Origin of the sequence: Streptomyces sp. NPDC053069, from assembly GCF_044546895.1 — a bacterium.
Classification (GTDB): Bacteria; Actinomycetota; Actinomycetes; order Streptomycetales; family Streptomycetaceae; genus Streptomyces.
In genome coordinates this window covers 1-23,142 of the sequence record NZ_JBITZN010000024.1, presented here as the reverse complement: position 1 = coordinate 23,142, position 23,142 = coordinate 1, and the positions used below count along the sequence as shown (strand labels likewise).

Genomic DNA, 23,142 nt, shown 5'->3' with positions numbered 1-23,142 from the left:
CTCCTCGGCGCTACCGTCGCTCCGCTGAGCACGCGCGCCGGCGGCTCCCTCGCGGGAACCGCCGGCGCGCCGGTGCTTCCGGGCCCGTCACGCGGCCACTTCGACGCTGGAGTGGTCGCCGACGACGAGCCTGCCGCAGCGGGCGAACCCCGTCGAGCTGACGGTGGCGTCCCGGCCGATGACCGACGCCCGCACCCCGCCGACCCGCCGGAGCGTCGCGCCGTCCAGCAGGATCGAGTTGCGTACGTCGGCCGTGTCGAGCACGCAGCCCCCGCCGACCGCCGTGTGCGGGCCGACGACGCTGTCCCTGACGACTGCGCCGGCACCGATGATCACGGGGCCGGTGAGGCGGGACCGGATGACGCGTGCGCCCTCCTCGATCACCACGGGGCCCTCCAGTTCGCTCGCCCCGTCCACCTCACCGCGCAGCGACGGCGCCAGGCGGTCCAGGAGTTCCCGGTTGCACTCCAGTACGTCCTCGATCCGTCCGGTGTCCTTCCAGAAGCCGGAGTAGACCCGGGCCCGCACGTCCGCGCCCCGGTCCACCATCCACTGCAGGGCGTCCGTGATCTCCAGCTCTCCCCTGGCGCTCGGGGTGATCGCGGCCACCGCCTCGTGCACCGCGGCCGTGAAGAAGTACACGCCGATCACCGCCAGATCGGTGCGCGGCCGGGCCGGCTTCTCGGTGAGCACCAGCACCCGGCCGTCCTCGTCCACCTCGGCCACGCCGAACTCCCGGGGGTCCGGGACCTTGTGCACCACGATCTGGGCGCTCGGGCGCCTGGTGCGGAACGCGTCGGCGATGTCCTGCACCCCGTCGGCGAGCATGTTGTCACCGAGGTACATGACGAAGTCGTCGTCGCCCAGGAACTCTCTGGCGACGAGGATGCAGTGGGCCAGGCCGCGCGGCTCGTCCTGCCGGACATAGGTGATCCGCACACCCAGCGAGCTGCCGTCACCGAGGGCCGAGGCGATCTCGTCGCCCCGGTCGCCGACCACCACGCCGATGTCGACGACACCCATGTCCTTCAGGCTGGTCACGACATGGGCGAGGACCGGCCGGCCCGCGACCGGGATCAGCTGTTTGGGCATGGAGTGGCTGAACGGACGCAGTCTGCTGCCCAGCCCTCCGGACAGCACCAGTGCCTTCATGGGGAGTCCTCCGTCGCGGTGTCACCGGCCGCCGTGCGGGCGGCCGTCGGCCCCTCACGTGCCGGCGCAGAATGCGGCCGTCAGGTCGCGGCACGCTCAACCCCCGCTGGTGCTCGGCCGGGTTTCGAGCCGACGCCGAGGCCCACGCCCCCATACTGGGGCGGACATCGCCCGCCCCCGATCCGAGGACATCAGATGGCCACCCGGACCACACGCAGCGGCCCCCCGCAGCAGGGCGCCCACCCCGACGTCCCCGTCCTGAGCGACGCCGCCCTGAACCGGGCACTGCTGGACCGCCAGCTGCTGCTGCGGCGCCACCGGATGGGCGTGGCCGAAGCGGTGACCCACCTGGTGGGTATGCAGGCGCAGGCGCCCAACCCGCCGTACATCGGCCTGTGGTCCCGCCTGGCGGACTTCTCGACCACGCACCTGGCCCGGGCGGTCGAGGACCGCTTGGTGGTGCGCCTCGCCGTCATGCGCGCCACCGTCCATCTGGTCACCGCCGCCGACTGCCTGGAGCTGCGTCCGCTGACCCAGCCCGCTCTCGACCGCAATCTGCGGGCCAGTGGCTCGGGCGCGCACGTGGCGGGCGTGCCTCGGCAGGCGCTGGCGGACGCGGCCCGTGCCGCGCTGGCGGCACGCCCTCTCACCACCGGCGAACTGGGCACGGCGCTGCAGGAGCGGTGGCCGGACATCGAGGCGGGGCACCTGGCGTACGCGGCGCGGGCCCTGCTGCCCCTGGTGCAGGTGCCGCCCCGGGGCATCTGGGGCGTCGGCGGCCAGACCCGCTACGCGACCGCCGAGTCCTGGCTCGGTGAGCCGCTCGCCGCCCGGCCGTCCGCGCCGGACATGGTGCTGCGCTACCTGGCGGCCTTCGGCCCCGCGACGGTCAAGGACATCCAGACCTGGTCGGGCCTGACCCGGCTGCGTACGGTGCTCGACGGGCTGCGTCCGCGCCTGCGCACGGCCCGCGACCCGCGCGGGAACGAGCTCTTCGACGTCCCCGGGGCTCCGCTGCCCGCCGCCGGCACCCCCGTGCCGGTGCGTTTCCTGCCGGAGTTCGACAACATCCTGCTGTCGCACGCCGACCGGAGCCGGATCATCTCGCCCGAGGACCGTGCCCGGATCTTCACGCGCAACGGCATCGTCCGCGCCACGATCCTGGTCGACGGCTTCGTCCGCGGCACCTGGCGGATCCACCGCGAGGACGGCGCGGCCACCCTGCTGATCGAGCCGTTCGCCGCGCTCACCGGCGCGGACCGCGCCGCGCTGGCCGAGGAGGGCGCACGGCTCCTCGCGTTCGCCGCGTCCGACGCGGACGGCCACCGGGTGGACTTCACCGCGCCGGTTCTGTAGCGGCGCTCCAGAGCGCGTCCAGGCTTCGGTCCCACCGTGAGAGCTCCCGGCCACGCCCGCCGTGAACAGCGGGTGCGGTCCCGAAGGAAGGAGCCGGTGTGCCTCAGACAGTGCGGGAAGACCGACAGCGGGTGACCGCGGACCTCTACATCGAGGTGCAGCAGTTCTACGCGCACCAGATGCCGCTCCTGGAGGAGCGCAGGTTCGAGGAGTTCCTGCAGACGCTCACCGAGGACGGCTCGATCGAGCACCGTCCCGGGGGGTGGAGGATCGAGGGGCGCCGGCAGCTGCTGACCGAGATGCAGCAGCGCCGGGGCGACCCGGAGCGACCGCTCGTCGACGAGGTGTCGGCGCGCGAGGCGCGGGAGAAGAACATCGCCTACTACGACGGCCTCGTGTACCGGTACTGGTTCGACCGGATGCGGATCGAGCCGGTCGACGAGGACACCCTGCACGTCCGGTATCAGGCGATCGTGAGCATGACCGACGCGTCGGGCAAGGTGAGCTTCGAACCGACGACCGTCGTGGAGGACGTGCTGGTCCGCGTCGACGGCGAGCTGTACACCCGTTCCCGCGTCGTCACGCACGACTCGCCGGCCTGGGCCGACAAGATCCACAACCCGTCCTGACCCGCCTGTTCGCAGGGGAGGTTGACCTTGTTCTTCCAGCCATCGGCGGCCGAGCGGTTCGCGCGCTCCGCCGCCGTCACCGACTCCGGCTCCTGGCTGCGGACCCGTGACGTGCCGGGATGGCTGGCGCAGCGTGCCCACGCGCACCGCTTCGCCGTGCAGCGCATCCCGTTCGCCGCGCTCGACGGCTGGGCCTTCGCCCCCGGCAGCGGCAATCTGACCCATCACAGCGGACGTTTCTTCAGCGTGGAAGGGCTACGGGTGTCCGTGGACACCGGGCCGTTCAGGACCTGGCAGCAGCCGATCATCCGGCAGCCGGAGGTCGGCATCCTGGGCATCCTGACCAAGGAGTTCGACGGGGTGCCGCACTTCCTGATGCAGGCCAAGATGGAGCCGGGCAACCCCCGTCCGCTTCAGCTCTCCCCCACGGTGCAGGCGACCCGCAGCAACTACACCAAGGTGCACCGCGGCGCGGACGTGCCCTACCTGGAGCACTTTCTGCGGCCCCGACCGGGCAGCGTGGTGGCCGACGTGCTGCAGTCCGAGCACGGCTCCTGGTTCTTCCGCAAGCACAACCGGAACATGATCGTCGAGACGTCCGAGGACGTGCCGGCCGGTGACGACTTCTGCTGGCTGACCCTCGGCCAGATCGGCGCGCTGCTGCACCAGGACAACCTGGTGAACATGGATGCCCGCACCGTCCTGTCGTGCGCGCCCCTGCCGTTGTGCGGGGACGAAGCACCGTACGAGACCACGGAGTTGCTGTCCTGGTTCACCGCGGAGCGCTCCCGTCACACGGTCCGCGCCGAACTGATGCCGCTGAACGCGGTCGAGGGCTGGCACCGCACGCCGTACGAGATCGAGCACGAGCACGGCCGGTACTTCCGGGTGGTGGCGGTCGCCGTGGAGGCCGGCAGCCGGGAGGTGGGCGGCTGGACCCAGCCGCTGATCGAGCCCGTCGGCCACGGTGTCACGGCCTTCCTGACGCGCCGCTCCGCGGAAGGCGTCCAGGTCCTGGTACGCGCACAGGTCGAAGGCGGTTTCCTCGACACCGTCGAGCTGGCGCCCACCGTGCAGTGCGTGCCGGACAACCACGCCTGGCTGCCGGCCGCCGACCGGCCGCCGTTCCTCGACGCGGTGCTGCGGGCGACTCCCGACCGGATCCGGTACGAGGCGGTCCACTCGGAGGAGGGCGGGCGGTTCCGCAACGCCGTGAGCCGCTACCTGCTCGTCGAGGCCGCGCCCGGCGACGTACCGGACGTGCTGCCGCCGGGCTATCGGTGGGTCGCGCCCGGCCGGCTCGCCGCGCTGGTGCGGCACGGGCACTATCTCAACGTCCAGGCACGCAGCCTGCTGTCCCTGTTCACCACGCGGGCCGTCACGTTCGAGCGGGGATCCAGCGCGGGCCGCGACAATGGCGCGCATGCCTCCTCAGCTCAGCGTGCGCACGCTCAACCGCACCTACTTGCAACGGCAGTTACTGCTGCACCGTAGTCCGCTGTCCGCCCTCTCGGCCGTCGAGCGGCTGGTGGGACTGCAGGCCCAGGAGTCCGACTCGCCCTACGTGAGCCTGTGGGCGCGACTGGCCGGCTTCCGGCACGCCGATCTGACGGCGCTGCTGCACGGCCGGGACGTCGTGCGGGCCAAACTCCACCGCAACACCCAGCACCTGGTCACCGCCGGGGACTTCGGCCGGCTGCGCCCGCTGCTCGAACCGGTGCTGAAAAAGGCCCGCCAGGGCGCCTTCGGGCGGGCCATCGCCGGTCTCGACCCGTCCGAACTCACCGCCGTGGGGAGGGAGTTCATGGCCGGTGACGGGCTGACCCGGCCGCAGCTCGCCCGTCGGCTCGCCGAGCGCTTCCCCGGCCGGGACCGGCAGGCCCTCGTGTATGCGACACAGTCCCTGGTGGCCCATGTGCACCCGCCGCCCAGCGGCACCTGGGGCGACCGCGGCGCCACCCCGATCGTGCTCGCCGAGGAGTGGATCGGCCGCCCCCTGGAGACGGCACCGCGCATCGAGGACGTGATCACCCGCTATCTGGCGGTGTACGGCCCGGCCTCCGCGATGGACGTCCAGGCCTGGTCGGGCCTGACCCGGCTGCGCGCGGTGCTCGACGGCATGCGCTCCGCTCTGCGCACCTACCAGGACGGCTCGGGTCGCGAGCTGTTCGACCTGCCGGACGCGCCCCTCGGCGACCCGGACGAACCGGCCCCGGTGCGCTTCCTGCCCGCCTTCGACAACCTGATCCTCAGCCACGCCGACCGTACGCGCGTCATCGGCGACGAGGACCGGGCGCGGGTGATCACCGGCAGCGAGGTGCGGCCCACGTTCCTGGTCGACGGATTCGTGCGCGGCACCTGGTCGTTGCGGGACTCCACCCTGCGGGTCCGGCCCTACCGCGCACTGAACCCGGACGAGGCCGAGCGGACCGGTGCGGAGGCCGAGCGGCTGCTCGCCTTCCTGCTGCCGCCGTCCGCCGCGCGGCCCGTCGGCGGCGCGGTGGTCATCGAGGGCTGAGCGGCACCGGAGGGGCCGGCTCGACGGTGCGCCACACCGCCCGCAGCGCGTCGGTCAGCAGGTGTCCGGGACGCCAGCCGAGTGACTGCCGGGCGCGGCTGGGGTCCACCTGGATCCAGTCGGCGCCGGCGCTGCGGCTGCGCACCTCGGCGTGGCGGATCCGCACCGCGTCCGGTGGCAGCCCGCTCACCTCGACCAGGGTCCGTACGAGCGTCTCGACGGCGACCGCCTCACCCCGGCCGATGTTCAGCAGCCGCTCGGGGGCGGCCCCGGCCGCGGCCGCGTACACGGCGGCCGCGGCGTCCCGTACGTCGACGAAGTCCCGGTGGGCCGCGGCCACCGCGACGTCGGTGACCTCGCCCGGGGCGGCGGCGGCCCGGCGCAACCGTGCCGCCAGCGCACCGAAGAAGCTCTCCGGGGCCGTGTACGGACCCAGGGTGTTGGTCAGCCGCAGTACCACGGCGTCGAGTTCGCCGCGCGCCGCCGCGTCGAGCACCAGACGCGACGCGGTGAGCTTGGACCGGGCGTACAGCGAGGTGGGGCGCGGCTCGGCCGTCTCGTCGACAGCGGTGCCGTACGGGATCGGGCCGTACTCGTGGATCGTGCCGAGATGGACGTACCGCACGGGGTCGGGCAGCGCCCGCAGGGCGGCGAGCAGCCGCTCCACCGGCCGCACATTGGCGTCGTCCATCTCGCGGGCGCTCCGCCCCCAGCCGAGCATGGCGTTGACCACCGTGTCGACGCGCGACTCGGCGAGTACGGCGGCGAGTTCCCCACCCGTGAGGCGCCCGGCGTCCAGGGACCGGAACGGGTAGGGGCCGATGTGCGGGGCGGGCCGCCGGGCGATCGCCACGACGTCCGCCCCCCGCTCCGCGAACGCGGCGCAGACGTGCCGGCCCACACAGCCGGTCGCTCCCAGGACCGCGACCCTGCGGGGCCGCCCGGCCAGGCTCATCGTCTCCCCCGTCAGCCGTGCACGCAGTCGGCGTAGCGGGGCAGCATCCCCCGGGCCGCCGCCTCGGCGAGGGTGGGCGCGATCCGGTCCCGCTCGGACAGCAGCGGTGTCAGGTCGCGCGGCCAGGGCAGCGCGAGCTCCTTGTCCAACGGCGACACGGCGTGCTCCAGTTCGGCCCGGTAGCCGGTGGTCACCAGGTAGGACATGACGGTGTCGTCCGCCAGGGCGAGGAAGGCGTGGCCCACGCCCTCGGGGTAGTAGGCGGCCCGGCAGCTCTCCTCGTCCATGTCCACGCGGTCCCAGACCCCGAACGTCGGGGAGCCGACGCGCAGGTCGACGACGACGTCGACGGCCCGGCCGCGCGCGCAGTGGACGTACTTGGCCTGGCCGGGCGGCGCGGTCGTGAAGTGGACGCCGCGCAGCACACCGCGGGCCGAGCGGCTGTGGTTGGTCTGCGCCACCGGGAAGGGACGCCCCACCGCGGCGAGGAACGGCTCCTGCTGCAGCGGCGAGACGAACCGGCCCCGGGCATCGGTGTGCACCTGGGGGGTGAACTCGAAGGCGCCGGCGACGGCGAGTTCACGGGTACGCATGGTGGGCCCTCCTGGACGGGGACGGGTGGGGTGCGGGCCGGTCACGAAACGGTGAGGTCGGGCAGCGGGAAGATCAGCCTGCCGCCGCCGGCCCGGTACGCCGCCTCCCGCTCCAGGAATCCGTCGCGGTAGATCCAGGGCAGGACGAGCAGCTGGTCCGGGGCGAGCGCCTTCGCCTCGGCCTCCGAGACGATGGGGATGCCGGTGCCCGGGGTGAAGCAGCCGTGCTTCTCCTCGTTGGGTTCGCCGATGCACGGCAGGTCGTCGGGGCCCAGGCCGCAGTACTGCAGGATGACGTTGCCCTTGGTGGAGGCGCCGTAGCCCACGGTCGACAGGCCGGCCTTGCGGGAGTCGGCGAGCAGGTCCAGGAGCTGGTCGCGGCTGTCGCGGGTCCGCCCGGCGAACGCCTCGAAGGGGGCAAGGGTGTCGAGGGCGAGCGCGCGCTCCCGGGCGCGGATGCGGTCGAGGCCCTCGTGGTCGACGCGGTGCCGGGAACCCGCCTTGGCCAGGGTGACGGACAGGCTGCCGCCGTACACCTCGGTCAGCTCGGCACCGATGACGGCCAGACCGGCGCGCTCGGCCATCCACTCGATCTGCCGCAGGGCGTAGTACTCCAGGTGCTCGTGGCACACCACGTCATAGGCGCCCGCCTCCAGCATCGCGGGCATGTAGCTCTGCTCCATCACCCAGACCCCGTCGTCGTGCAGGATCGCGGCGACGTCCCGCATGAAGTCGAGCGGACGCGGCAGGTCGTAGAACATCGCGATGGACGTGACCGCCTTGACCCGGCGGTCACCGAACCGCGCGGCGAAGACCTCCTTGGAGAAGAAGTCGCAGATCAGCTCCGCACGCTGCGGATACAGCGGGCGGAACTTCTCGCCCGAGGGGTCGATGCCGACCAGCGCGGGACCGTCCTGGGGGTAGCAGCGCAGCAGCGTCGAGTCGTTGCTGCCGATGTCGAGCACCAGGTCGTCGGGGCCGAGGTCGATCCGGTCCGTGACCGCACGGACCTTGCCGCGCAGGTGCTCGATCATGAACGGCCTGATGCCTGAGCGGTATCCGTAGTGCTCGCCGTACATGAGGCCGAAGTCCGCGGTGTGCCGCAGCTGCAGAAGTCCGCAGCCGTCCGGCGAGCACAACACCAGCTCCAGCGGTACCTCGGGCACCTCCTGCTCACGGCTCCTCGGGAAGACGCAGGTGAGCGGGGATGACCCCAGGTCGAGCACGGGCAGCAGGCTGCGGTTGCCACAGATACGGCAGGCGTCGATGACCATTCGTCTCGTCCTCCAGGGCGCGTGAGCCGTACGGGCTCGGATCGGTTTCACCGTGGCGGGTCGGGCTCGAACGGCTGTGGAGTGCGGCTCGGACGGGACGGCGCCGCTCCAGCCGTAATCGAGCGGCACTGGGTATAGATGCGTTCGGACCCTGATCTGTCGCTGCAGCACGGAGGAGACCCATGAGTTCCGGCATGCCGAAACTGTCGTGGACCGAGGTGTCCGCCCGCCGTCTGGAGCGCAGCCGGCTCGCCGCGCCGTCCACGGCGGACGATGCCGCGGGGATCGTGGGCGCCCTGTGCGGCGTGCACGCCCAGGTCCTCTCGGCGGCCGAACTGTCCGTCGGCACCCGGCTCGCCGGGGCCACCCGCACCGACGTCCAGGACGCCCTGTGGAAGGGGCGCAGCCTGGTCAAGATGTTCGGCCCGCGCGGCACGGTCCATCTGCTGCCGACCGCCGAACTGCCGATGTGGATCGGCGCGTTGGGCTCGATACCGAGGCCCGCGAGCGCGTTCCCCGCGCAGGTGCGGATGACGCCGGAGCAGACGGAGGCGGTCGTCGCGGCCATCGGGCAGGTGCTCGCCGACGCGGAGCTGACCATCGACGAGCTGAGCGACGCCGTCGTCGAGGCGACCGGCCCCTGGGCCGGTGACCTCGTCATGCCCGCCTTCCAGGGCATGTGGCCGCGCTGGCGGCAGGCCATGACGCTCGCCTCGCACCGCGGGATGCTGTGCTTCGCGCCGAACCGGGGCCGCAAGGTCACGTACACCAATCCGCGGCGCTTCCTGCCCGGCTTCCGGCCCGCCGAAGGGCCCGCCGCCCAGGCCGACCTGCTCCACCGCTATCTGCACGCCTACGGCCCCGCCACCCCCCAGAACTTCGCGCAGTGGCTGAACGCCCCTCGCGGCTGGGCGAGCGAGCTGTTCCGCTCGCTGGAGGGGAAGATCGAAGAGGTCGACCTGGCGGGCACGGTCTGCTGGGTGAACGCGGGCGACACCCAGCTGCCGTCGGCTCCGCCGAGCGGCGTTCGCCTGCTGCCGTACTTCGACGCGTACGTGGTGGCGGGGCGCCCCCGCGAACTTCTCTTCCCCGGGCGGGCCGCCGAGCGTGCTCTGGTGCCCAGCGGGCAGGCCGGCAACTACCCGGTGCTGCTGGTCGACGGAACCGTCGCCGGTGTGTGGCACCAGCGCAGATCGGGCCGGCGGATCCACCTCACCGTGGAGCCGCTCGAACCGCTGGGCACCGGGGTGCTCGGTGCGCTGCACGAGGAGGCCGAGCGTGTCGGCGCCGTCCTGGAGGGCCGGCCCGAGCTCACCGTCGGCACGGTGACCACCGGTCCGCACGCCTGAGGACGTCGCGCGCGATACACCGGACCGCCCTGCGGAACAAGGGTCGTTGAATGCCGGAATGGTCGGCTCCGGCGCGACGCGAGTGGTCTTCGAGTCTCCTGCCCCAGACTCGCCGCACATCCAAGTTCCCTCACAGGAGAGGTCAAGAGGCCCATGAGCTCCGCCAGTGAAGCAGCGGCCCCTCCCGCTGCAGACCCGAAGCGCTGGGTGGCCCTGGCCGTGTTGCTGACCGCAACTCTGCTGGATCTGCTCGACGCAACCATCATCAACATCGCGATCCCGAGCATCCAGCGGGACATCGGCGCCTCCAACACGGCCGTCCAATGGATCACGGCGGGCTACACGCTGTCCTTCGCCGTCGGCCTGATCACCGGCGGCCGGCTCGGCGACATCTTCGGCCGCAAGAAGGTCTTCCTGCTCGCCATGGCCGGGTTCACCGTCGCCTCGGCGTTGTCCGGTGTGGCCGCAGGGCCTCAGATGCTGATCGCCACACGCATCCTGCAGGGCCTGATGGCCTCCCTGATGGTGCCGCAGGTGCTGTCGATCATGCAGGTCACCTTCGCCCCGCAGGAGATGGGCCGGGCCTTCGGGATGTTCGGTGCGGTCAGCGGCATCGGCGCCGTCTCCGGTCCCGTCCTCGGCGCGCTGCTCACCGAGTGGAACGTCTTCGGTCTGGAGTGGCGGCCGATCTTCCTCATCAACGTGCCCGTGGGAATCGTCGGCCTCCTCCTGGGACGGCACTACCTCAACGAGTCGAAGGCCCCCTCGGCGCCGCGGCTCGACCTGGTGGGCATCGCCGTCGCCACACTCGGTCTGCTGATGCTGCTGTTCCCGCTCACCCGGGGCCAGGAGCTGGGCTGGCCGGTGTGGAGCCTGGTGTGCATGCCCGCGAGCCTGCTCGTCTTCGCCGCCTTCGTGCTGCATCAGCGGTCCAAGATCCGTCGCGACGGGTTCCCGCTGGTCGAGCTCTCGCTGTTCAAGGTCAGGAGCTTCTCCGCGGGTATCCTCGTCCAGCTCATCTTCGGCACGGCCTTCGGTCTGTTCTCGCTGACCGGAGCGCTGTACATGCAGATCGGCCTCGGCTGGTCGCCCGTGCACGCCGCGCTGACCAGCCTGATCTTCGGTGTGACCATGTCGGTCGTGGCCATCACGTCCGTGCAGAAGCTGGTCCCGAGGTTCGGCCGCAAGGTGCTGCAGACCGGCGCGCTGCTGCTGATCGCGGGCCTCGCGCTCTACGGGTGGCTCGCGCGGGAGCACGGCACCGGTGTCACGACCGCGCATCTGATCGTGCCGCTCGTGGTGGCCGGTGCGGGCCTTGGGATGATCATGGCGCCGCTCACCAGCGCGGTGCTCTCCGAAGTGCCCGGCGCGCACGCCGGTTCGGCGTCCGGCCTGGTCAACACCGTCAACCAGCTCGGTCTCTCGTTCGGCCTCGGGCTGACCTCGGTGGCCTTCTTCAACGGTGTGCCGTCCCATGTCACGAGCGGCAAGCCCTACATCGGCGCCTTCACCGACACGCTGTGGTGGGTGGGCGGTGCCATGGCTCTCGCCTTCCTGCTGATGTTCGCCCTGCCGAAGGCGGCGCAGGCCCAGTTCGCGGCTCCTGAGCCGGCCGAGCCGGACGACGCCGCCGCGCCGGGGGCGACGGAGCAGGCTTCGCGGCTGTCGGAGGGCGGGTCGGCCGCCGCCGCGACCGCCTGAGGCCGCCGGTCCCCTTCCGTACGACCACGGTCCACAGACCCCTCCTCGGGTCTGTGGACCGCTGTCGTGCGGGGGCATCGGCGGAAAGGAGGTCACCAGGGGACGGTGCCGTCCGCGGTGAGGAAGACCCCGGAGGGGCCGTCGGCGTCCAGCGTCGCGGCAGTGACCTCCACCTGCGCGCCCTGCTCGGCCGTCAGCACGCCGACGCCGTGGTTGATGTCGGTGGCGACGAACCCCGGCGAGCAGGCGTTGACCTTGACGGCGGTGCCGCGCAGCTCGTTGGCGTAGAGCACGGTCAGCATGTTCACCGCGGCCTTCGACACCGAGTAGCCGGTGATCGCCGGCATCTCGGAGCCGGCCAGCCAGGCCGGGATGCCCATCTCGCTGGAGACGTTGACGATACGGCCCTGGGGGGAGCGGCGCAGCAGCGGGAGCATCGCGTTGGTGACCGCGACCAGGCCGCAGACGTTCGTCTCGAAGGTGATCCGCAGCGCGTCGAGGGAGACCTCGCTCGCCTTGGCCGCGGGCCACTCGACGTTGATTCCGGCGTTGTTGACGAGGATGTCCAGGCGTCCGTACGTCTCGTCGATCCGGCGCGCGGCGGCGGCGATGCCGGCGCCGTCCGTGACGTCCAGCGGCACGAAGTGCGCATCCGCGCCCTCCTCGCGCAGCAGCTTCACCGCGGCCTCGCCGCGGGCCCGGTCCCTGGCGCCCATCAGCACGACGGCGCCCAGCCGTCCCAGGCTCCGGGCGGCTTCCAGACCGATGCCCTTGTTGGCACCTGTGATCAGGGAGATCTTCGATGTGGCTGTCATGCGGGGAGGGTGCCACGGGCCCCTAGGGCGCGGCTGGTCCATGGCTCGGCGCAGCCCGGTACGGCTGGGTACGACCGACGAAAGGGACCGCCGGCCTCAGCCGGCGGCCCCTTTCGCGGTGGTGGCCCGGGACGTGCAGGACGTCAGCGCCCGGTGTCCACGGGCCGCGCCTGAACGATGCTCAGCACCGACTCGGTGCCGATGACCCGCTCGACGCGGAACCCGGCCTCGGCGAGCAGCGCGGTGTACTCCTCCTCGGTCCGCTCCTGACCGCCGGCCATGATCAGCATGGCCAGGTCGAACGCCTTGCTCGGATGCGGGGCGTCGCCCGCGGGGATGACCCGCTCGATGAGCAGCAGTCTGCCGTCCGGCTTCATGGCCGCGCGGACGCCCCGCAGGATCGTGACGACCTCGCTGTCCGTCCAGCCGTGCAGCACCGACTTCATCATGTACAGGTCGCCGCCGGCGGGGAGTTCCCCGAAGACGTCTCCCCCGACGATCTCGCACCGGTCGCCGAGCCCGGCGTCCGCGATCCGGTTGCGCTCCACCACGTGCGGCAGGTCGAACAGCACCCCGCTCTCCCCGGGGCACCGGGCGAGCACGGTGGCGAGCAGGGTGCCGTCGCCGCCGCCGATGTCGACGATGCGGCCCGCGCCCGTGAAGTCGTACGCCTTGACGATGGCGGCCCGCTCCACGCGGCTGTGCTCGTGCATCGCGGTGTCGAAGTCGGCGCCCTCCTCCGGGTGCTCCTTGAGGTAGTCCCAGACCGGCTGCCCGAACGCCTTGCTGAAGGTGCCCTCGCCGGTGCGCAGGGCGTGTTCGGCGTACTGGAACGTACGCACGGTGAGCCGCCCCTGCTGGGCCACCGTCGTGCGCACCGAACGCGGGTGGTCCGAGCGCAGGGCCTCGCCGACGTCGGTCAGCGCGAAGCGCCCGGTGTCGTCCTGGCGGAACACACCGCAGCCGGCGAGCGCGCGCAGCAGGCGGTGCAGGCTCGGCGCGTGGGTACCGGTGGGCCCGGCGAGTTCCGCCGCCGAGCGGGGGCCCTGCGCCAGATGGTCGGCCAGCCGCAGCTCGGCCGCCAGGTGCAGGGCACTGGCGTAGATGAAGCCGTCGCCGATCTCCAGCAGCCGCAGGCTGCCGTCCAGTTCCGTTGCGTTGCCCATGGGCTGCTCGCCCTCCTTGGGGGTCTCGGAGCGGGGGGTACGGGCGGACGTGCCGGAGGCTGCCGTCATCGGCGGGCCACGGCTTCCACGAGGCTGTCGGGGCCGGCGCTGTGGATGATCCGGGTCAGCCGCAGCCCCGACCGGTCGAGCAGGTCACGGAACTCGGACTCGGTGCGCTGCCGGCCCGTGGTGCCGACGAGCGTCTCCAGGTCGAGGAGCTTGGCGACGGACGGCTCGGGCCCGTCCGGCACGACCGGCTCACCGAGCAGGACCGTGGCGTGCTCGGGCATCGCCGCCCGTACGTTGCGCAGGATGTCGACCGAGCGCTCGTCGTCCCAGTCGTGGATGACGGCCGTCAGGACGTAGGCGTCGGCTCCCCCGGGGACCCGGTCGAAGAAGGAGCCGCCGATCACCTCGCAGCGGTCGGCGACACCCGCGCCCTGCAGCACGGACCCGGAGCGCTCGACGACGTCCGGCAGGTCGAGCAGGATGCCGTGCAGCCCGGGGTTCTTGGCCAGGATCCCGGCGAGGTAGGCGCCGTTCCCGCCGCCGATGTCGGCGACCTTGCCGAACCGGCCGAAGTCGTACGCCTCCAGCGTGGCATAGATGGTGGAGGCCACCGAGGTCATGGCCCCGTCGAAGATCGCGGCCTCCTCGGGATGGGTGCGGTAGTAGTCGAACTGCGGCTCGCCGTGGGCGAGGTCGAAGCCGGGCCTGCCGCTCACCACGCTCTCGTACAGGTGGCTCCAGGCGGCGCGGTGGAAGTGCGAGCCGAAGTGGGTGGCGAGCCCGCGCAGCGACGGGGAGTGGTCGCTGCGCAGCAGTTCGCCCTGCGCCGTGAGGGCGAAGCGGCGGCCGGGCAGTTCGGTGAGCACACCGAAGTCGGCGACGACCCGCAGCACCCGGTACAGGCCGAGTGTCTTCGCCCCGACCTCGGCGGCGATGTCCTCCACGGGCCGGGGTCCGCCGGCGAGCACGTCCGCCACCCCGAAGCGTGCCACCACGCTGATGGCCTGGGTGACGAACCCGCCCATCAGGAGCGGCATCAGAGCTGCCTCGGGCGGCACGCCCGCCGGCGCCGGCGGGTCCAGCTCGCTTGCCGTGTCGGTCATCGCCTCGTCCCCTTCGCTGGCATGTGCTGGCAGTGGCCTTCCTCGGCCGTCCTGTGTCGCAGAGCACCTTGCAGCAGCGGCCTCAACGACCGGTCGAGGCCCGGTGCAGTGCCCGTGCGCCGTCCGTGGCGCACCGCCGGACCTCGTCGAGCAGCCGGATCTGCTCGCGCACGGCGTCCGCGGGGGCCGCCCCCGAGCGCACCGCGGCGCAGAACCTCCGTACCGTGCCGGCGACCTGGTCGTCGGCGGCCGCCAGGATCTCCCGGGTCCCCGTCGCGTCCCGCAGCCGAATGCGCGGCACATGGTCGGCGGGTGGTGTGAAGGCGCGGTCGACCGTGATGCGCCCGGTGCTGCCGCACAGCTCGTAGTCGCTGCGGTAGGCGTGGTCGAGGCCGAACGACAGCTGGGCGCTCACCCCGTCGGGGCTGCGCAGCAGTGCGGCGCCACCGGTGTCCACCTGGTGTCCGCGACCGCGGGTCAGGCTCGCCCCGACAACCCGCAGCCCGGACCCGAGGAAGTGCACGGCCGCCCTGACCGGGTAGACGCCGGTGTCGCGCAACGCGCCGCCGCCGAGGTCGGCGCGGTAGCGGATGTCGTCCCGCGGCAACGCCGGCACGGCGAACGTCGCCTGGAAGGCGCGCAGTTCGCCGATGGCGCCGTCGGCGAGCAGCCGGCGTACGACGGCGTGCTGACCGTGCGCGGGGAACATCACGTTCTCCATCAGGGCGAGCCCGCTGCCGGCCGCGAGCGCGAACAGGCGGTCCGCCTCACCGGGTGTGTCGGCCAGCGGTTTCTCCACGAGTACGTGTTTGCCGGCCCGCAGCGCGGCCTCGGCCCAGGGCGCGTGCAGGGCCGCGGGCAGCGGGATGTAGACGGCGTCGACATCGCGGGCCCGCAGCAGTTCGGCGTATCCGTGCACCCCGCGGCAGCCGTGCGCACGACCGCTCGCCTCGGCCGCGGCGGCGTCGCGGCTGGCCACCGCCGTGAGACGGGCATCCGGTTCGGCGGCGAAGGCGGGCAGCATCCGGCGCACGGCGATGTCGGCGCGGGCGCCCAGGACCCCGATGCGGACGGGACCCTGCGACGGTTCGACGGCCACGGCGGCTCCTTCACGGTGGGCGGCGGCCCGGCCGGCCGCTGCGGACGACCTCTGACGGGTCGCGGACAGTTGTCTCCCCTCACGGAAGACCGCGGCTCGAGCGTGTGTCGAGCCCGAGGCCCGATGGTGGCCGGGCCTGCGCGGCACACGGAGTGAGGAGAAGAGATGAGTCAGACGGCGACCACCCCGGAGGCCGTGACGCAGTCACCGGTCGGTACGTGGCGGGAGGAGCTCTTCCTGTCCCGGGGGACCTATGCCAGCACCCTGCGCTTCACCGAGAACGGCCGGGCGCTGCTGCTGCGCGGTCCGCGTCCCGGCTGTGTGGGCGCGGGCGACTGGAGCGCGACCGGTGCGAACCGGTTCACCTTCCGGATCGCCGAGCTCGTCTTCGAGCCGGACGGCACGTACACCGGGTGGGTGGGCATCGAGCAGCACGCGACCCTGGACGGTGACACCTTCACCAGCTCGGGCACGTCGTACGTCTACGACGCCGAGGACCGGCTGCTCGACCAGGCCGATGTCAGGGCCCGCGGCACCCGCGACTGAACCGCCGCCCCTCCCCCGCACAGGCCCGCCGACGGGCTCGTTCCCACCCCTCGACACAGGAGGCACACGATGACTTCCGCTCCGTCCGATGTGAATGAACTGAGCGCGACGCTCTCGGAGCACATGAACGGCTTTCTGTACACCGCCTCGCTCTACACGGTGACGCGCTTCGGCATCGCCGAGCATCTCGTCGACGGCCCGCGCACCCCGGCCGAGCTGGCCGGGCTGGCCGGCGTCAACGGCCCCCATCTGCACCGCATCCTGCGCTACCTGGCCACCCGGGACGTGTTCCGCGAGGACGAGCAGGGCCGCTTCCACCTGACGCCGATGGCGAACCTGCTGCGCCCCGACGTGCCCGGCTCACTGCGCGACAGCTTCCTGATGCTGGGCAACGAGGAGCTGTACTGGAAGCCGATGGGCAGGCTGCACGAGACCGTGCGCACCGGCCACACGGTCTTCGACGACATGTACGGCGCGCAGTTCTTCCCGTATCTGCAGACGGTCCCGGAGCTGTCGACCCTGTTCAACTCGGGTACGGCGGGTTTCTCGCGCCAGTGGATCGGCCAGATCGCCGCCAGCTACGACTTCCCCGACGGCGCCCGTGTCGTCGACGTCGGCGGCGGCCGGGGCGACCTGCTGCGCGGGGTGCTCGCGGCCCACCCGGGCATCACCGGAACGCTCTACGACCAGGAGTCCGTGCTCGCCGAGCACCGCCTGGACGTACCGGAGCTGGCGGGCCGCTGGAGTGTCCAGGCGGGCGACTTCTTCGAGCGGGTACCGGCCGGCTACGACTACTACTTCCTGAAGTCGGTCCTGCACGACTGGAGCGACGACGACTGCCTGCGGATCCTGAAGTCCGTGCGGGAAGGGATGCGCGAGGACAGCCGGCTGCTGGTCGTCGACCCGGTCATCCCGCGGGGCAACGAGCCGCACGCCAGCAAGACCATCGACGCGATGATGATGGTCATCCACGACGGCAAGGAGCGCACGCAGGAGGAGTTCGAGGAAATCCTCGGCACGGCCGGCTTCTCGGTGCTGCGGACGCTGCCCACCCCCGGCCTGATGTCCATCGTGGAGGCCACGGTCGCCTGACCTGCCTTCGCCCGCCCGCTCGCCCTGCCTCCTCGTCCTGCCCGCGGTCCGTCGCCGCGGGCAGGACGAGGAGGGCCGGCTCAGTGCCGTCCCGTCCGCTCCGGGAAGAGGTCGGCGCTCTGCACGTACTCCATGCGCGCGGTGAACTCCGGGTCGCTGAACCGCCGTCGCAGCTCCTCGGGGGTGACGTCCTCGATGTGCGTCTGGATCCACCACAGATTGCCCAGCGGGTCACGGACCCGGCCCACCCGGTCGCCGAAGGCCAGGTGGGTCACCTCGGTCACCGGCGTGGCCCCGGCCTCGACCGCCTGCCGGTACACCGCGTCGGCGTCCTCGACGAACAGGCGCAGATGGGCGGGGGTGTGCGGCCAGTCGGGGGAGTGCCGGTCGAACATCATGACCACCGCGTCCCCGATCCGCACCTCGGCGTGCTCGATCCGTCCGCCGGGGCCGACCATGCGGCCCAGTTCCTCGGCCCCGAAGGCTCTCTTGAGGAAGTCGATGAGAGCGGCGGTGTCGGCCGAGATGATCCAGGGGGTCACCGCGGTGTAGCCCTCGGGGATCGGTGCGACGGCCATGCTGTTCCTCCTTGCGTACGGCGTGCTGGGCACCTTCCTCACGCTAGGCGGCAGTAGGACAGCTGCTGACCTAACGGCGCCGCGGGACGGCGTAACCACCCCTGGAACACGTGTGCCATGCCCCGTCCGGGGCGTTCACCGGGCTTGACCTGGGTCCCATCGGTCCTCCAGTGGCCCCCCATAGCGTGCGGGCACCACCGGAAACCCGGCCTGAAAGGGCACATGATGAGCGAAGAGGACGTCATTGACCTGGCGGCGCTCGGCGAGGACTTCGCCCGCGACCCGCACCCCGTCTACGCCGAACTGCGCCGGCGGGGACCGGTGCACCGGGTCCTGCTGCCCGAGGGGTTCACCGCCTGGCTCGTGGTCGGCCACGAGGCCGCGCGCACGGCCCTTTCCCATCCGCACCTGTCCAACGACATGCGCAACGCCAAGGACGCGGACCTCACCGATCTGGTCGCCGACGCGCCGAACATGCTGATGTCCGATCCGCCCCGGCACACCCGGCTGCGCAAGCTCGTGGTCCGGGAGTTCACGCCGCGGCGCATCCGGGCCCTCGAAGGCCGCGTCGAGCAGATCACGCACGAGCTGATCGACGCGATGCTGGCCCGCCCCGACGGCCGCGCCGATCTCGTCACGGACTTCGCCTATCCGCTGCCCGCCGCGGTGATCTGCGAACTGCTCGGCGTGCCCTTCGACGACCGCGAGAAGTTCCACGCCTGGTCCACGGAGATCACCAAACGGCTCGGGGACGGCGGCGCCGAGGCGGCCATGGGCGAACTGATGGGATATCTGACGGCGCTCCTGCGGGACAAGCGCAGCCGGCCCGGCGACGACCTGCTCAGCGCACTGGTGCGCACCAGCGGCGAGGACCAGGACGCGTTGTCCACCGAGGAGCTCGTCGGCATGGCGGTCCTGCTGCTCGTCGCCGGCCAGGAGACCACCACGGGACTGATCGCCAACGGCGTCCTGGCGCTGCTCCGCCACCCGGACCAACTGGCGGACCTGCGGGCCGACTTCTCCCTGCTGGACGGCGCGGTCGAGGAGATGCTGCGGCACAGCGGGCCGACCGGCACCTCGCTGCACCGCTTCACCACCGCGCCGGTGGAACTCGACGGCGTGGTCGTGCCGGGCGGCGGCGAACTGGTGCTGATCGGCAACACCCCGGCCAACCAGGACCCGGCGCGGTTCCCCGACGCGGCCCGGTTCGACATCCGCCGCGACGCGAGCGGGCACCTCGCCTTCGGTCACGGCATCCACGCCTGCTTCGGCGCGCCGCTGGCCCGTCTGGAGGCCAAGGCCGCCGTCCGCGCGCTCCTGGAGCGCTGCCCCGATCTGGCGCTGGCCGTCGATGCGGACGCGCTGCTGTGGCATCCGAGCGTCATGATGCGCGGGCTGACCTCGCTGCCGGTGCGGGTACGCGCCGCGGCCGTCTCCGCCGCCCCGTGAGCCGCACGACGGCGCCCGGGTGCCCCTCCGCCGGTCGCGGAGGGGCACCCGGGCGCCGTCACCGTCAGAATCGCACGGGCAGCCGTTCCAGGCTGCGCAGGAACAGCGTCGGCGGACGCCACACCAGGTCGGCCGGGTCGACCGCGAGCGCCAGACCGGGGCAGCGCTCCAGCAGCGTGCGCAGGGCGATGCCCGCCTCCAGTTTCGCCAGCGGGGCGCCGATGCAGGCGTGGATGCCGTGGCCGAATCCGATGTGGCCGCGGGTCTCGCGGGGGTCCCGCAGGATGTCGAAGCGCTCCGGGTCGGTGAACCGCTCCGGGTCGCGGGACGCGGAGGCGAGCCCGGCCATCACCACTTCGCCGGCCGGTATCTCGGTGCCGCCGACGACCACGGGCTCGGTGGTGTAGCGGAAGGCGGAGACCTCCACCGGCCCCTCGTAGCGCATCGTCTCCTCGATCGCACCGTCGAGCAGCGACCAGTCGGCGCGCAGCGCCGCGAGCTGGTCGGGGTGCTGCAGCAGCGCCGAGACGGCACTGGCGATCAGGTTGTTCGTCGTCTCGTGCCCGGCGACGAGCAGCAGGAAGGCCATGCCGAAGAGTTCGTCGTCGGAGAGCCGGTCCCCGGACTCGTCGGAGGTGCGCACCAGATCGCTGAGCAGATCCGTGCCGTCGCCCGCACGCTTGCCCGCGATGAGGGCCCCCAGATAACCGGCCATGGCCTCCCCCGCGGCCTGGCCCGCCTCAGGGTTCGGCGGCGCGGACATCTCGCTCGACCAGCGGTGGAAGTCCTCGCGGTCCTTCTCCGGTACGCCGAACAGCTCGCAGATCACGGACAGCGGCAGCCGCAGACTGAAGGTGTCGACCAGGTCGGCGGTGCCCAACGGCAGGGCGGTGTCCAGGAGTTCGTCCGTGAGCTGCTGTATCCGGGGCCGCAGCGCCTCGATGCGGCGCGGCGTGAACTCCTTGGAGACCAGCTTGCGCAGCCGCGTGTGGTCCGGCGGGTCCGCCTGCAGCATGTTGGTGCCGATGGCGCTGCGGCCCATGTCCGGCCAGGCCGTCAGATACCGCTGGTCCGTGCTGAACCTCGGGTCCTTCAGCGCGGCACGGGCTTCGGCCGGACCCACGATCAGCCAGGCCAGCCTGCCGTCCATGACGCGGGCGCGGTGCACCGGGCCGAGCGCGCGCAGCCTCGCGAAGTACGGATAGGGGTCGGCGGTGAACTCCGGGTCCGTTCCGGTGAGGTCGGCGATGATCTCCGCCCCCGGCGGCGTCCCTGCTTCGGTTGTCGTCATGGCCGGAAGGTAGGGTCCGGCGCTCGACTGCCGCTCAGGAACGGCTCATGCGGAGCGCTCCGCGAGGAGGGCCGCGTCGGGGCCGTCGTACGTCTGCGGCGCGCCGTCCTCGACTCGGCCTCGACCCTCGCATGTGACCCTGCCGCCTCGTCATCGTGACCGGTCGCCCGCGGCGTGTGCCGTGACGCTCCCCGGTCCTCCGCCCGTCCCAGGCCCTCGGCTGCCCTCGGTCACAGCCCCGGGGCCGTAGAGGAGCATCCATGCGCGTCCTGATCGTGGTGTGGCCCCTGACGGCCCACCTGAACCCGGCTCTCCCCCTCGCCCACGCCCTCCAGGGCGCCGGTCACGAGGTCCGGATCGCCTCGCACCCCGACCTGTCCCCGGCCATCACGGGGGCCGGTCTGCACGCGGTCCCGCTCGGCACCCCGCAGACCATCGCGGCCCCGCACACCGTCGGCGACCACCTGCTCCCCCAGGACCGGGTGGACCGGCTCGCGAAGGCACTGTCCGTCTCGGCGGACGTCGAGGCCGACGTGTGGGCCACGCTCAGCACGTACACCCTGGCGTCCTCGCGGGTCTTCCACCCGGCCGACAGCGCGGGCGGCGCCGGGTGGGGCGGGGTGGACGACCTGGTGGCGGTGGCCCGTGACTGGCGGCCGGATCTGGTGCTGTGGGACCCGAACTGGCCGAGCGCCGCGGTCGCCGCCCGGGCCTGCGGTGCCGCGCAGGGCCGGCTCCTGTGGGGCCGGGACTTTCTGGGCTGGGCGGACCACCGGGCCACGGCGCACCGGGACGAACTGGCCGCCGCGGGCCTGGCACATCCGGTCGCCGAGATCATCCGCCCGGCCGCCGAGCGGCACGGGGTGGCGGTCGACGACGAGCTCCTGCTGGGCCAGTTCACGCTCGACCCGACGCCGGCCGACATGCGGCTGGCGAGCCGTGCCCGCACCGTGCCGATCCGGCGCATCCCCTACTCGGGAGCCGCCGAGGTCCCGGGCTGGCTGCGGGCCACGCCCGAGCGGCCCAGGGTGGCCCTCTCGCTCGGCGTGACCCAGCGGATGTTCGACAACGACCGGGTGATGATCCCGGCGCTGCTCGACACGGTCGACGGCCTCGACGTCGAGGTGATCGCCACGCTGGACTCCTCCCAGCTGGCCGGCCTGCGCGTCCCCGGCAATGTCCGCACCGTCGACTACCTCCCGCTGAACCTGCTCCTGCCGAGCTGCTCGGCGATCATCCACCACGGTGGCATCGGCACGTTCACGGCCGCCGTCGCGCACAGCGTGCCGCAGCTCTCGGTCGTCGACGACCGGGGCATCGCGTACGCCGCCCACGCCCATTACGTGGTGCGGCACGGCGCCGGCCTGTATGCGCACCCGGGGCACCTGTCGGTGGCGCAGATGCGCGAGCGGCTCCTGCGGCTGCTGTCCGAGCCGTCGTTCCAGGAGGGGGCCGCGCGGCTGCACGCCGACTGGCTGGCCATGCCGAGCCCCCATGACACCGTCCCCGTGCTGGAGGAACTCGTCGCCCGCCACCGGAACAGCGGCTGACCGGGTCCGGAGTCGGTCAAGGGGCGCTCAAGGCAGCGCCCCGACACTCGCCACGCCCACCCCGCCCCCCTTTTTCCGAGAGGCCCGCGCATGCCCACCAAGACCGCTGAGTTCACCGACTTCAAGGTTGCCGACCTCTCCCTGGCCGAGTTCGGCCGCAAGGAGATCACGCTGGCCGAGCACGAGATGCCGGGCCTGATGGCGATCCGCGAGGAGTACGCGAAGGCCCAGCCGCTCAGGGGCGCCCGCATCACCGGCTCCCTGCACATGACGGTCCAGACGGCCGTGCTGATCGAGACCCTGGTGGCGCTCGGTGCGGAGGTCCGCTGGGTCTCCTGCAACATCTTCTCCACCCAGGACCACGCCGCCGCAGCGATCGCCGCCGCCGGCATCCCGGTCTTCGCCTGGAAGGGGGAGACCCTTCAGGAGTACTGGTGGTGCACCGAGCAGGCCCTCACCTGGCCCGGACACAGCGGCCCGAACATGATCCTGGACGACGGCGGCGACGCCACCCTCCTCGTCCACCTCGGCGTCGAACACCGCAAGACGGGCGCCCTGCCCGAGGCCGACAACGAGGAACTGGCCGTCGTCCGCGCCCTGCTGGAGAACAGCACCCTCGACTGGACCCGGCTCGCCTCCGAGATCCGCGGTGTCACCGAGGAGACGACGACGGGTGTGCACCGTCTGTACGAGATGCAGCGCGACGGCGTCCTTCTGTTCCCGGCGATCAACGTGAACGACGCCGTCACCAAGTCGAAGTTCGACAACAAGTACGGTTGCCGGCATTCGCTGGTCGACGGCATCAACCGTGCGACGGACACGCTGATCGGCGGCAAGACCGCGGTGGTGTGCGGTTACGGCGATGTGGGCAAGGGCTGTGCGGAGTCGCTGCGGGGTCAGGGTGCCCGTGTGATCGT

The 23,142-nt window shown here is 72.2% G+C and carries 21 protein-coding genes; 11 read left to right on the top strand and 10 right to left on the bottom strand.

Annotated elements, in window-relative coordinates; all coding sequences use genetic code 11:
- Window positions 1-87: 87 nt before the first annotated feature.
- Window positions 88-1,152, bottom strand: a complete 1,065-nt coding sequence (locus ACIGXP_RS37930) for a glucose-1-phosphate thymidylyltransferase (protein ID WP_363218785.1) — start codon at window positions 1,150-1,152, stop codon at window positions 88-90.
- Between the two features lie 195 nt (window positions 1,153-1,347).
- On the opposite strand from ACIGXP_RS37930, the gene ACIGXP_RS37925 reads away from it, so the two are divergent.
- The 4 genes from ACIGXP_RS37925 to ACIGXP_RS37910 all read left to right on the top strand — a co-directional run bounded on the left by ACIGXP_RS37925 (window position 1,348) and on the right by ACIGXP_RS37910 (window position 5,655).
- The gene (locus ACIGXP_RS37925) at window positions 1,348-2,508 is read left to right on the top strand and encodes a winged helix DNA-binding domain-containing protein (protein WP_399776265.1); all 1,161 of its coding nucleotides are present in this window, start codon (window positions 1,348-1,350) and stop codon (window positions 2,506-2,508) included.
- A 98-nt stretch (window positions 2,509-2,606) separates the two neighbouring features.
- The gene (locus tag ACIGXP_RS37920) at window positions 2,607-3,137 is read left to right on the top strand and encodes a nuclear transport factor 2 family protein (RefSeq protein WP_363218783.1); all 531 of its coding nucleotides are present in this window, start codon (window positions 2,607-2,609) and stop codon (window positions 3,135-3,137) included.
- Between the two features lie 27 nt (window positions 3,138-3,164).
- Window positions 3,165-4,631 carry an NDP-hexose 2,3-dehydratase family protein gene (locus ACIGXP_RS37915; RefSeq protein ID WP_399776264.1) on the top strand — a complete coding sequence of 489 codons (1,467 nt, stop codon included), beginning with the start codon at window positions 3,165-3,167 and terminating at the stop codon, window positions 4,629-4,631.
- Entirely contained in the window at window positions 4,561-5,655 is a 1,095-nt protein-coding gene (locus ACIGXP_RS37910; protein ID WP_399776262.1) for a winged helix DNA-binding domain-containing protein, read from the top strand. Before ACIGXP_RS37915 ends, ACIGXP_RS37910 begins: the two co-directional genes overlap by 71 nt.
- Here the strand turns inward: ACIGXP_RS37910 and ACIGXP_RS37905 are convergent.
- The 3 genes from ACIGXP_RS37905 to ACIGXP_RS37895 are packed head-to-tail and all read right to left on the bottom strand — an operon-like array spanning window position 5,642 to window position 8,477.
- Window positions 5,642-6,610 carry an NAD-dependent epimerase/dehydratase family protein gene (locus ACIGXP_RS37905; RefSeq protein ID WP_399776260.1) on the bottom strand — a complete coding sequence of 323 codons (969 nt, stop codon included), beginning with the start codon at window positions 6,608-6,610 and terminating at the stop codon, window positions 5,642-5,644. The genes ACIGXP_RS37910 and ACIGXP_RS37905 overlap by 14 nt on opposite strands.
- A gap of 11 nt (window positions 6,611-6,621) precedes the next feature.
- Window positions 6,622-7,203 carry a dTDP-4-dehydrorhamnose 3,5-epimerase family protein gene (locus tag ACIGXP_RS37900; protein WP_399776259.1) on the bottom strand — a complete coding sequence of 194 codons (582 nt, stop codon included), beginning with the start codon at window positions 7,201-7,203 and terminating at the stop codon, window positions 6,622-6,624.
- 41 nt (window positions 7,204-7,244) lie between these two features.
- Complete coding sequence (locus tag ACIGXP_RS37895; RefSeq protein ID WP_399776257.1) at window positions 7,245-8,477, bottom strand: class I SAM-dependent methyltransferase; 1,233 nt, start codon at window positions 8,475-8,477, stop codon at window positions 7,245-7,247.
- Window positions 8,478-8,671: 194 nt separating this feature from the next.
- Between ACIGXP_RS37895 and ACIGXP_RS37890 the strand changes: the two genes are divergently transcribed.
- Both ACIGXP_RS37890 and ACIGXP_RS37885 read left to right on the top strand, forming a co-directional pair.
- Entirely contained in the window at window positions 8,672-9,826 is a 1,155-nt protein-coding gene (locus ACIGXP_RS37890; RefSeq protein ID WP_363218777.1) for a winged helix DNA-binding domain-containing protein, read from the top strand.
- A gap of 153 nt (window positions 9,827-9,979) precedes the next feature.
- A complete protein-coding gene (locus tag ACIGXP_RS37885) occupies window positions 9,980-11,527 on the top strand; it encodes an MFS transporter (protein WP_363218776.1) in 1,548 nt (515 codons plus the stop codon).
- 92 nt (window positions 11,528-11,619) lie between these two features.
- Here ACIGXP_RS37885 and ACIGXP_RS37880 read toward each other — a convergent pair whose 3' ends face one another.
- From ACIGXP_RS37880 to ACIGXP_RS37865, 4 genes are all read right to left on the bottom strand, one after another.
- Window positions 11,620-12,342, bottom strand: coding sequence for an SDR family oxidoreductase (locus tag ACIGXP_RS37880; protein ID WP_399776254.1), 723 nt, complete (start codon window positions 12,340-12,342; stop codon window positions 11,620-11,622).
- 143 nt (window positions 12,343-12,485) lie between these two features.
- Complete coding sequence (locus ACIGXP_RS37875) at window positions 12,486-13,577, bottom strand: methyltransferase (protein ID WP_399776253.1); 1,092 nt, start codon at window positions 13,575-13,577, stop codon at window positions 12,486-12,488.
- Window positions 13,574-14,620 carry a methyltransferase gene (locus ACIGXP_RS37870; protein WP_399776251.1) on the bottom strand — a complete coding sequence of 349 codons (1,047 nt, stop codon included), beginning with the start codon at window positions 14,618-14,620 and terminating at the stop codon, window positions 13,574-13,576. The genes ACIGXP_RS37875 and ACIGXP_RS37870 overlap by 4 nt, the downstream gene beginning before the upstream one ends.
- 82 nt (window positions 14,621-14,702) lie before the next feature.
- On the bottom strand, window positions 14,703-15,719 hold the full coding sequence (locus ACIGXP_RS37865) for a Gfo/Idh/MocA family oxidoreductase (RefSeq protein WP_363218772.1): 1,017 nt from the start codon (window positions 15,717-15,719) through the stop codon (window positions 14,703-14,705).
- A 165-nt stretch (window positions 15,720-15,884) separates the two neighbouring features.
- Here ACIGXP_RS37865 and ACIGXP_RS37860 point away from each other — a divergent pair, with 165 nt between their 5' ends.
- Both ACIGXP_RS37860 and ACIGXP_RS37855 read left to right on the top strand, forming a co-directional pair.
- Window positions 15,885-16,265, top strand: coding sequence for a hypothetical protein (locus ACIGXP_RS37860; protein WP_363218771.1), 381 nt, complete (start codon window positions 15,885-15,887; stop codon window positions 16,263-16,265).
- Between the two features lie 69 nt (window positions 16,266-16,334).
- Window positions 16,335-17,357: a methyltransferase gene (locus ACIGXP_RS37855; RefSeq protein ID WP_399776248.1), complete on the top strand. Its 1,023-nt coding sequence runs from the start codon at window positions 16,335-16,337 to the stop codon at window positions 17,355-17,357.
- 80 nt (window positions 17,358-17,437) lie between these two features.
- Here ACIGXP_RS37855 and ACIGXP_RS37850 read toward each other — a convergent pair whose 3' ends face one another.
- Window positions 17,438-17,935, bottom strand: a complete 498-nt coding sequence (locus ACIGXP_RS37850; RefSeq protein ID WP_399776246.1) for a VOC family protein — start codon at window positions 17,933-17,935, stop codon at window positions 17,438-17,440.
- A 225-nt stretch (window positions 17,936-18,160) separates the two neighbouring features.
- Here ACIGXP_RS37850 and ACIGXP_RS37845 point away from each other — a divergent pair, with 225 nt between their 5' ends.
- Window positions 18,161-19,384: a cytochrome P450 gene (locus ACIGXP_RS37845; RefSeq protein WP_399776366.1), complete on the top strand. Its 1,224-nt coding sequence runs from the start codon at window positions 18,161-18,163 to the stop codon at window positions 19,382-19,384.
- A gap of 64 nt (window positions 19,385-19,448) precedes the next feature.
- Here ACIGXP_RS37845 and ACIGXP_RS37840 read toward each other — a convergent pair whose 3' ends face one another.
- Entirely contained in the window at window positions 19,449-20,675 is a 1,227-nt protein-coding gene (locus ACIGXP_RS37840) for a cytochrome P450 (RefSeq protein ID WP_399776244.1), read from the bottom strand.
- 260 nt (window positions 20,676-20,935) lie between these two features.
- Here ACIGXP_RS37840 and ACIGXP_RS37835 point away from each other — a divergent pair, with 260 nt between their 5' ends.
- The gene (locus tag ACIGXP_RS37835) at window positions 20,936-22,225 is read left to right on the top strand and encodes a nucleotide disphospho-sugar-binding domain-containing protein (protein WP_363218766.1); all 1,290 of its coding nucleotides are present in this window, start codon (window positions 20,936-20,938) and stop codon (window positions 22,223-22,225) included.
- A 90-nt stretch (window positions 22,226-22,315) separates the two neighbouring features.
- On the top strand, window positions 22,316-23,142 hold an 827-nt coding region (locus tag ACIGXP_RS37830; RefSeq protein WP_399776242.1), incomplete at its 3' end, for an adenosylhomocysteinase.

What these genes read in the sequence shown, in the direction of transcription:
- ACIGXP_RS37930 (WP_363218785.1), bottom strand. Translation starts at nt 1,152, where the DNA reads ATGAAGGCACTGGTGCTGTCCGGAGGGCTGGGCAGCAGACTGCGTCCG.
- ACIGXP_RS37925 (WP_399776265.1), top strand. Translation starts at nt 1,348, where the DNA reads ATGGCCACCCGGACCACACGCAGCGGCCCCCCGCAGCAGGGCGCCCAC.
- ACIGXP_RS37910 (WP_399776262.1), top strand. Translation starts at nt 4,561, where the DNA reads ATGCCTCCTCAGCTCAGCGTGCGCACGCTCAACCGCACCTACTTGCAA.
- ACIGXP_RS37905 (WP_399776260.1), bottom strand. Translation starts at nt 6,610, where the DNA reads ATGAGCCTGGCCGGGCGGCCCCGCAGGGTCGCGGTCCTGGGAGCGACC.
- ACIGXP_RS37900 (WP_399776259.1), bottom strand. Translation starts at nt 7,203, where the DNA reads ATGCGTACCCGTGAACTCGCCGTCGCCGGCGCCTTCGAGTTCACCCCC.
- ACIGXP_RS37895 (WP_399776257.1), bottom strand. Translation starts at nt 8,477, where the DNA reads ATGGTCATCGACGCCTGCCGTATCTGTGGCAACCGCAGCCTGCTGCCC.
- ACIGXP_RS37890 (WP_363218777.1), top strand. Translation starts at nt 8,672, where the DNA reads ATGCCGAAACTGTCGTGGACCGAGGTGTCCGCCCGCCGTCTGGAGCGC.
- ACIGXP_RS37885 (WP_363218776.1), top strand. Translation starts at nt 9,980, where the DNA reads ATGAGCTCCGCCAGTGAAGCAGCGGCCCCTCCCGCTGCAGACCCGAAG.
- ACIGXP_RS37880 (WP_399776254.1), bottom strand. Translation starts at nt 12,342, where the DNA reads ATGACAGCCACATCGAAGATCTCCCTGATCACAGGTGCCAACAAGGGC.
- ACIGXP_RS37875 (WP_399776253.1), bottom strand. Translation starts at nt 13,577, where the DNA reads ATGACGGCAGCCTCCGGCACGTCCGCCCGTACCCCCCGCTCCGAGACC.
- ACIGXP_RS37870 (WP_399776251.1), bottom strand. Translation starts at nt 14,620, where the DNA reads ATGACCGACACGGCAAGCGAGCTGGACCCGCCGGCGCCGGCGGGCGTG.
- ACIGXP_RS37860 (WP_363218771.1), top strand. Translation starts at nt 15,885, where the DNA reads ATGAGTCAGACGGCGACCACCCCGGAGGCCGTGACGCAGTCACCGGTC.
- ACIGXP_RS37855 (WP_399776248.1), top strand. Translation starts at nt 16,335, where the DNA reads ATGACTTCCGCTCCGTCCGATGTGAATGAACTGAGCGCGACGCTCTCG.
- ACIGXP_RS37850 (WP_399776246.1), bottom strand. Translation starts at nt 17,935, where the DNA reads ATGGCCGTCGCACCGATCCCCGAGGGCTACACCGCGGTGACCCCCTGG.
- ACIGXP_RS37845 (WP_399776366.1), top strand. Translation starts at nt 18,161, where the DNA reads ATGAGCGAAGAGGACGTCATTGACCTGGCGGCGCTCGGCGAGGACTTC.
- ACIGXP_RS37840 (WP_399776244.1), bottom strand. Translation starts at nt 20,675, where the DNA reads ATGACGACAACCGAAGCAGGGACGCCGCCGGGGGCGGAGATCATCGCC.
- ACIGXP_RS37835 (WP_363218766.1), top strand. Translation starts at nt 20,936, where the DNA reads ATGCGCGTCCTGATCGTGGTGTGGCCCCTGACGGCCCACCTGAACCCG.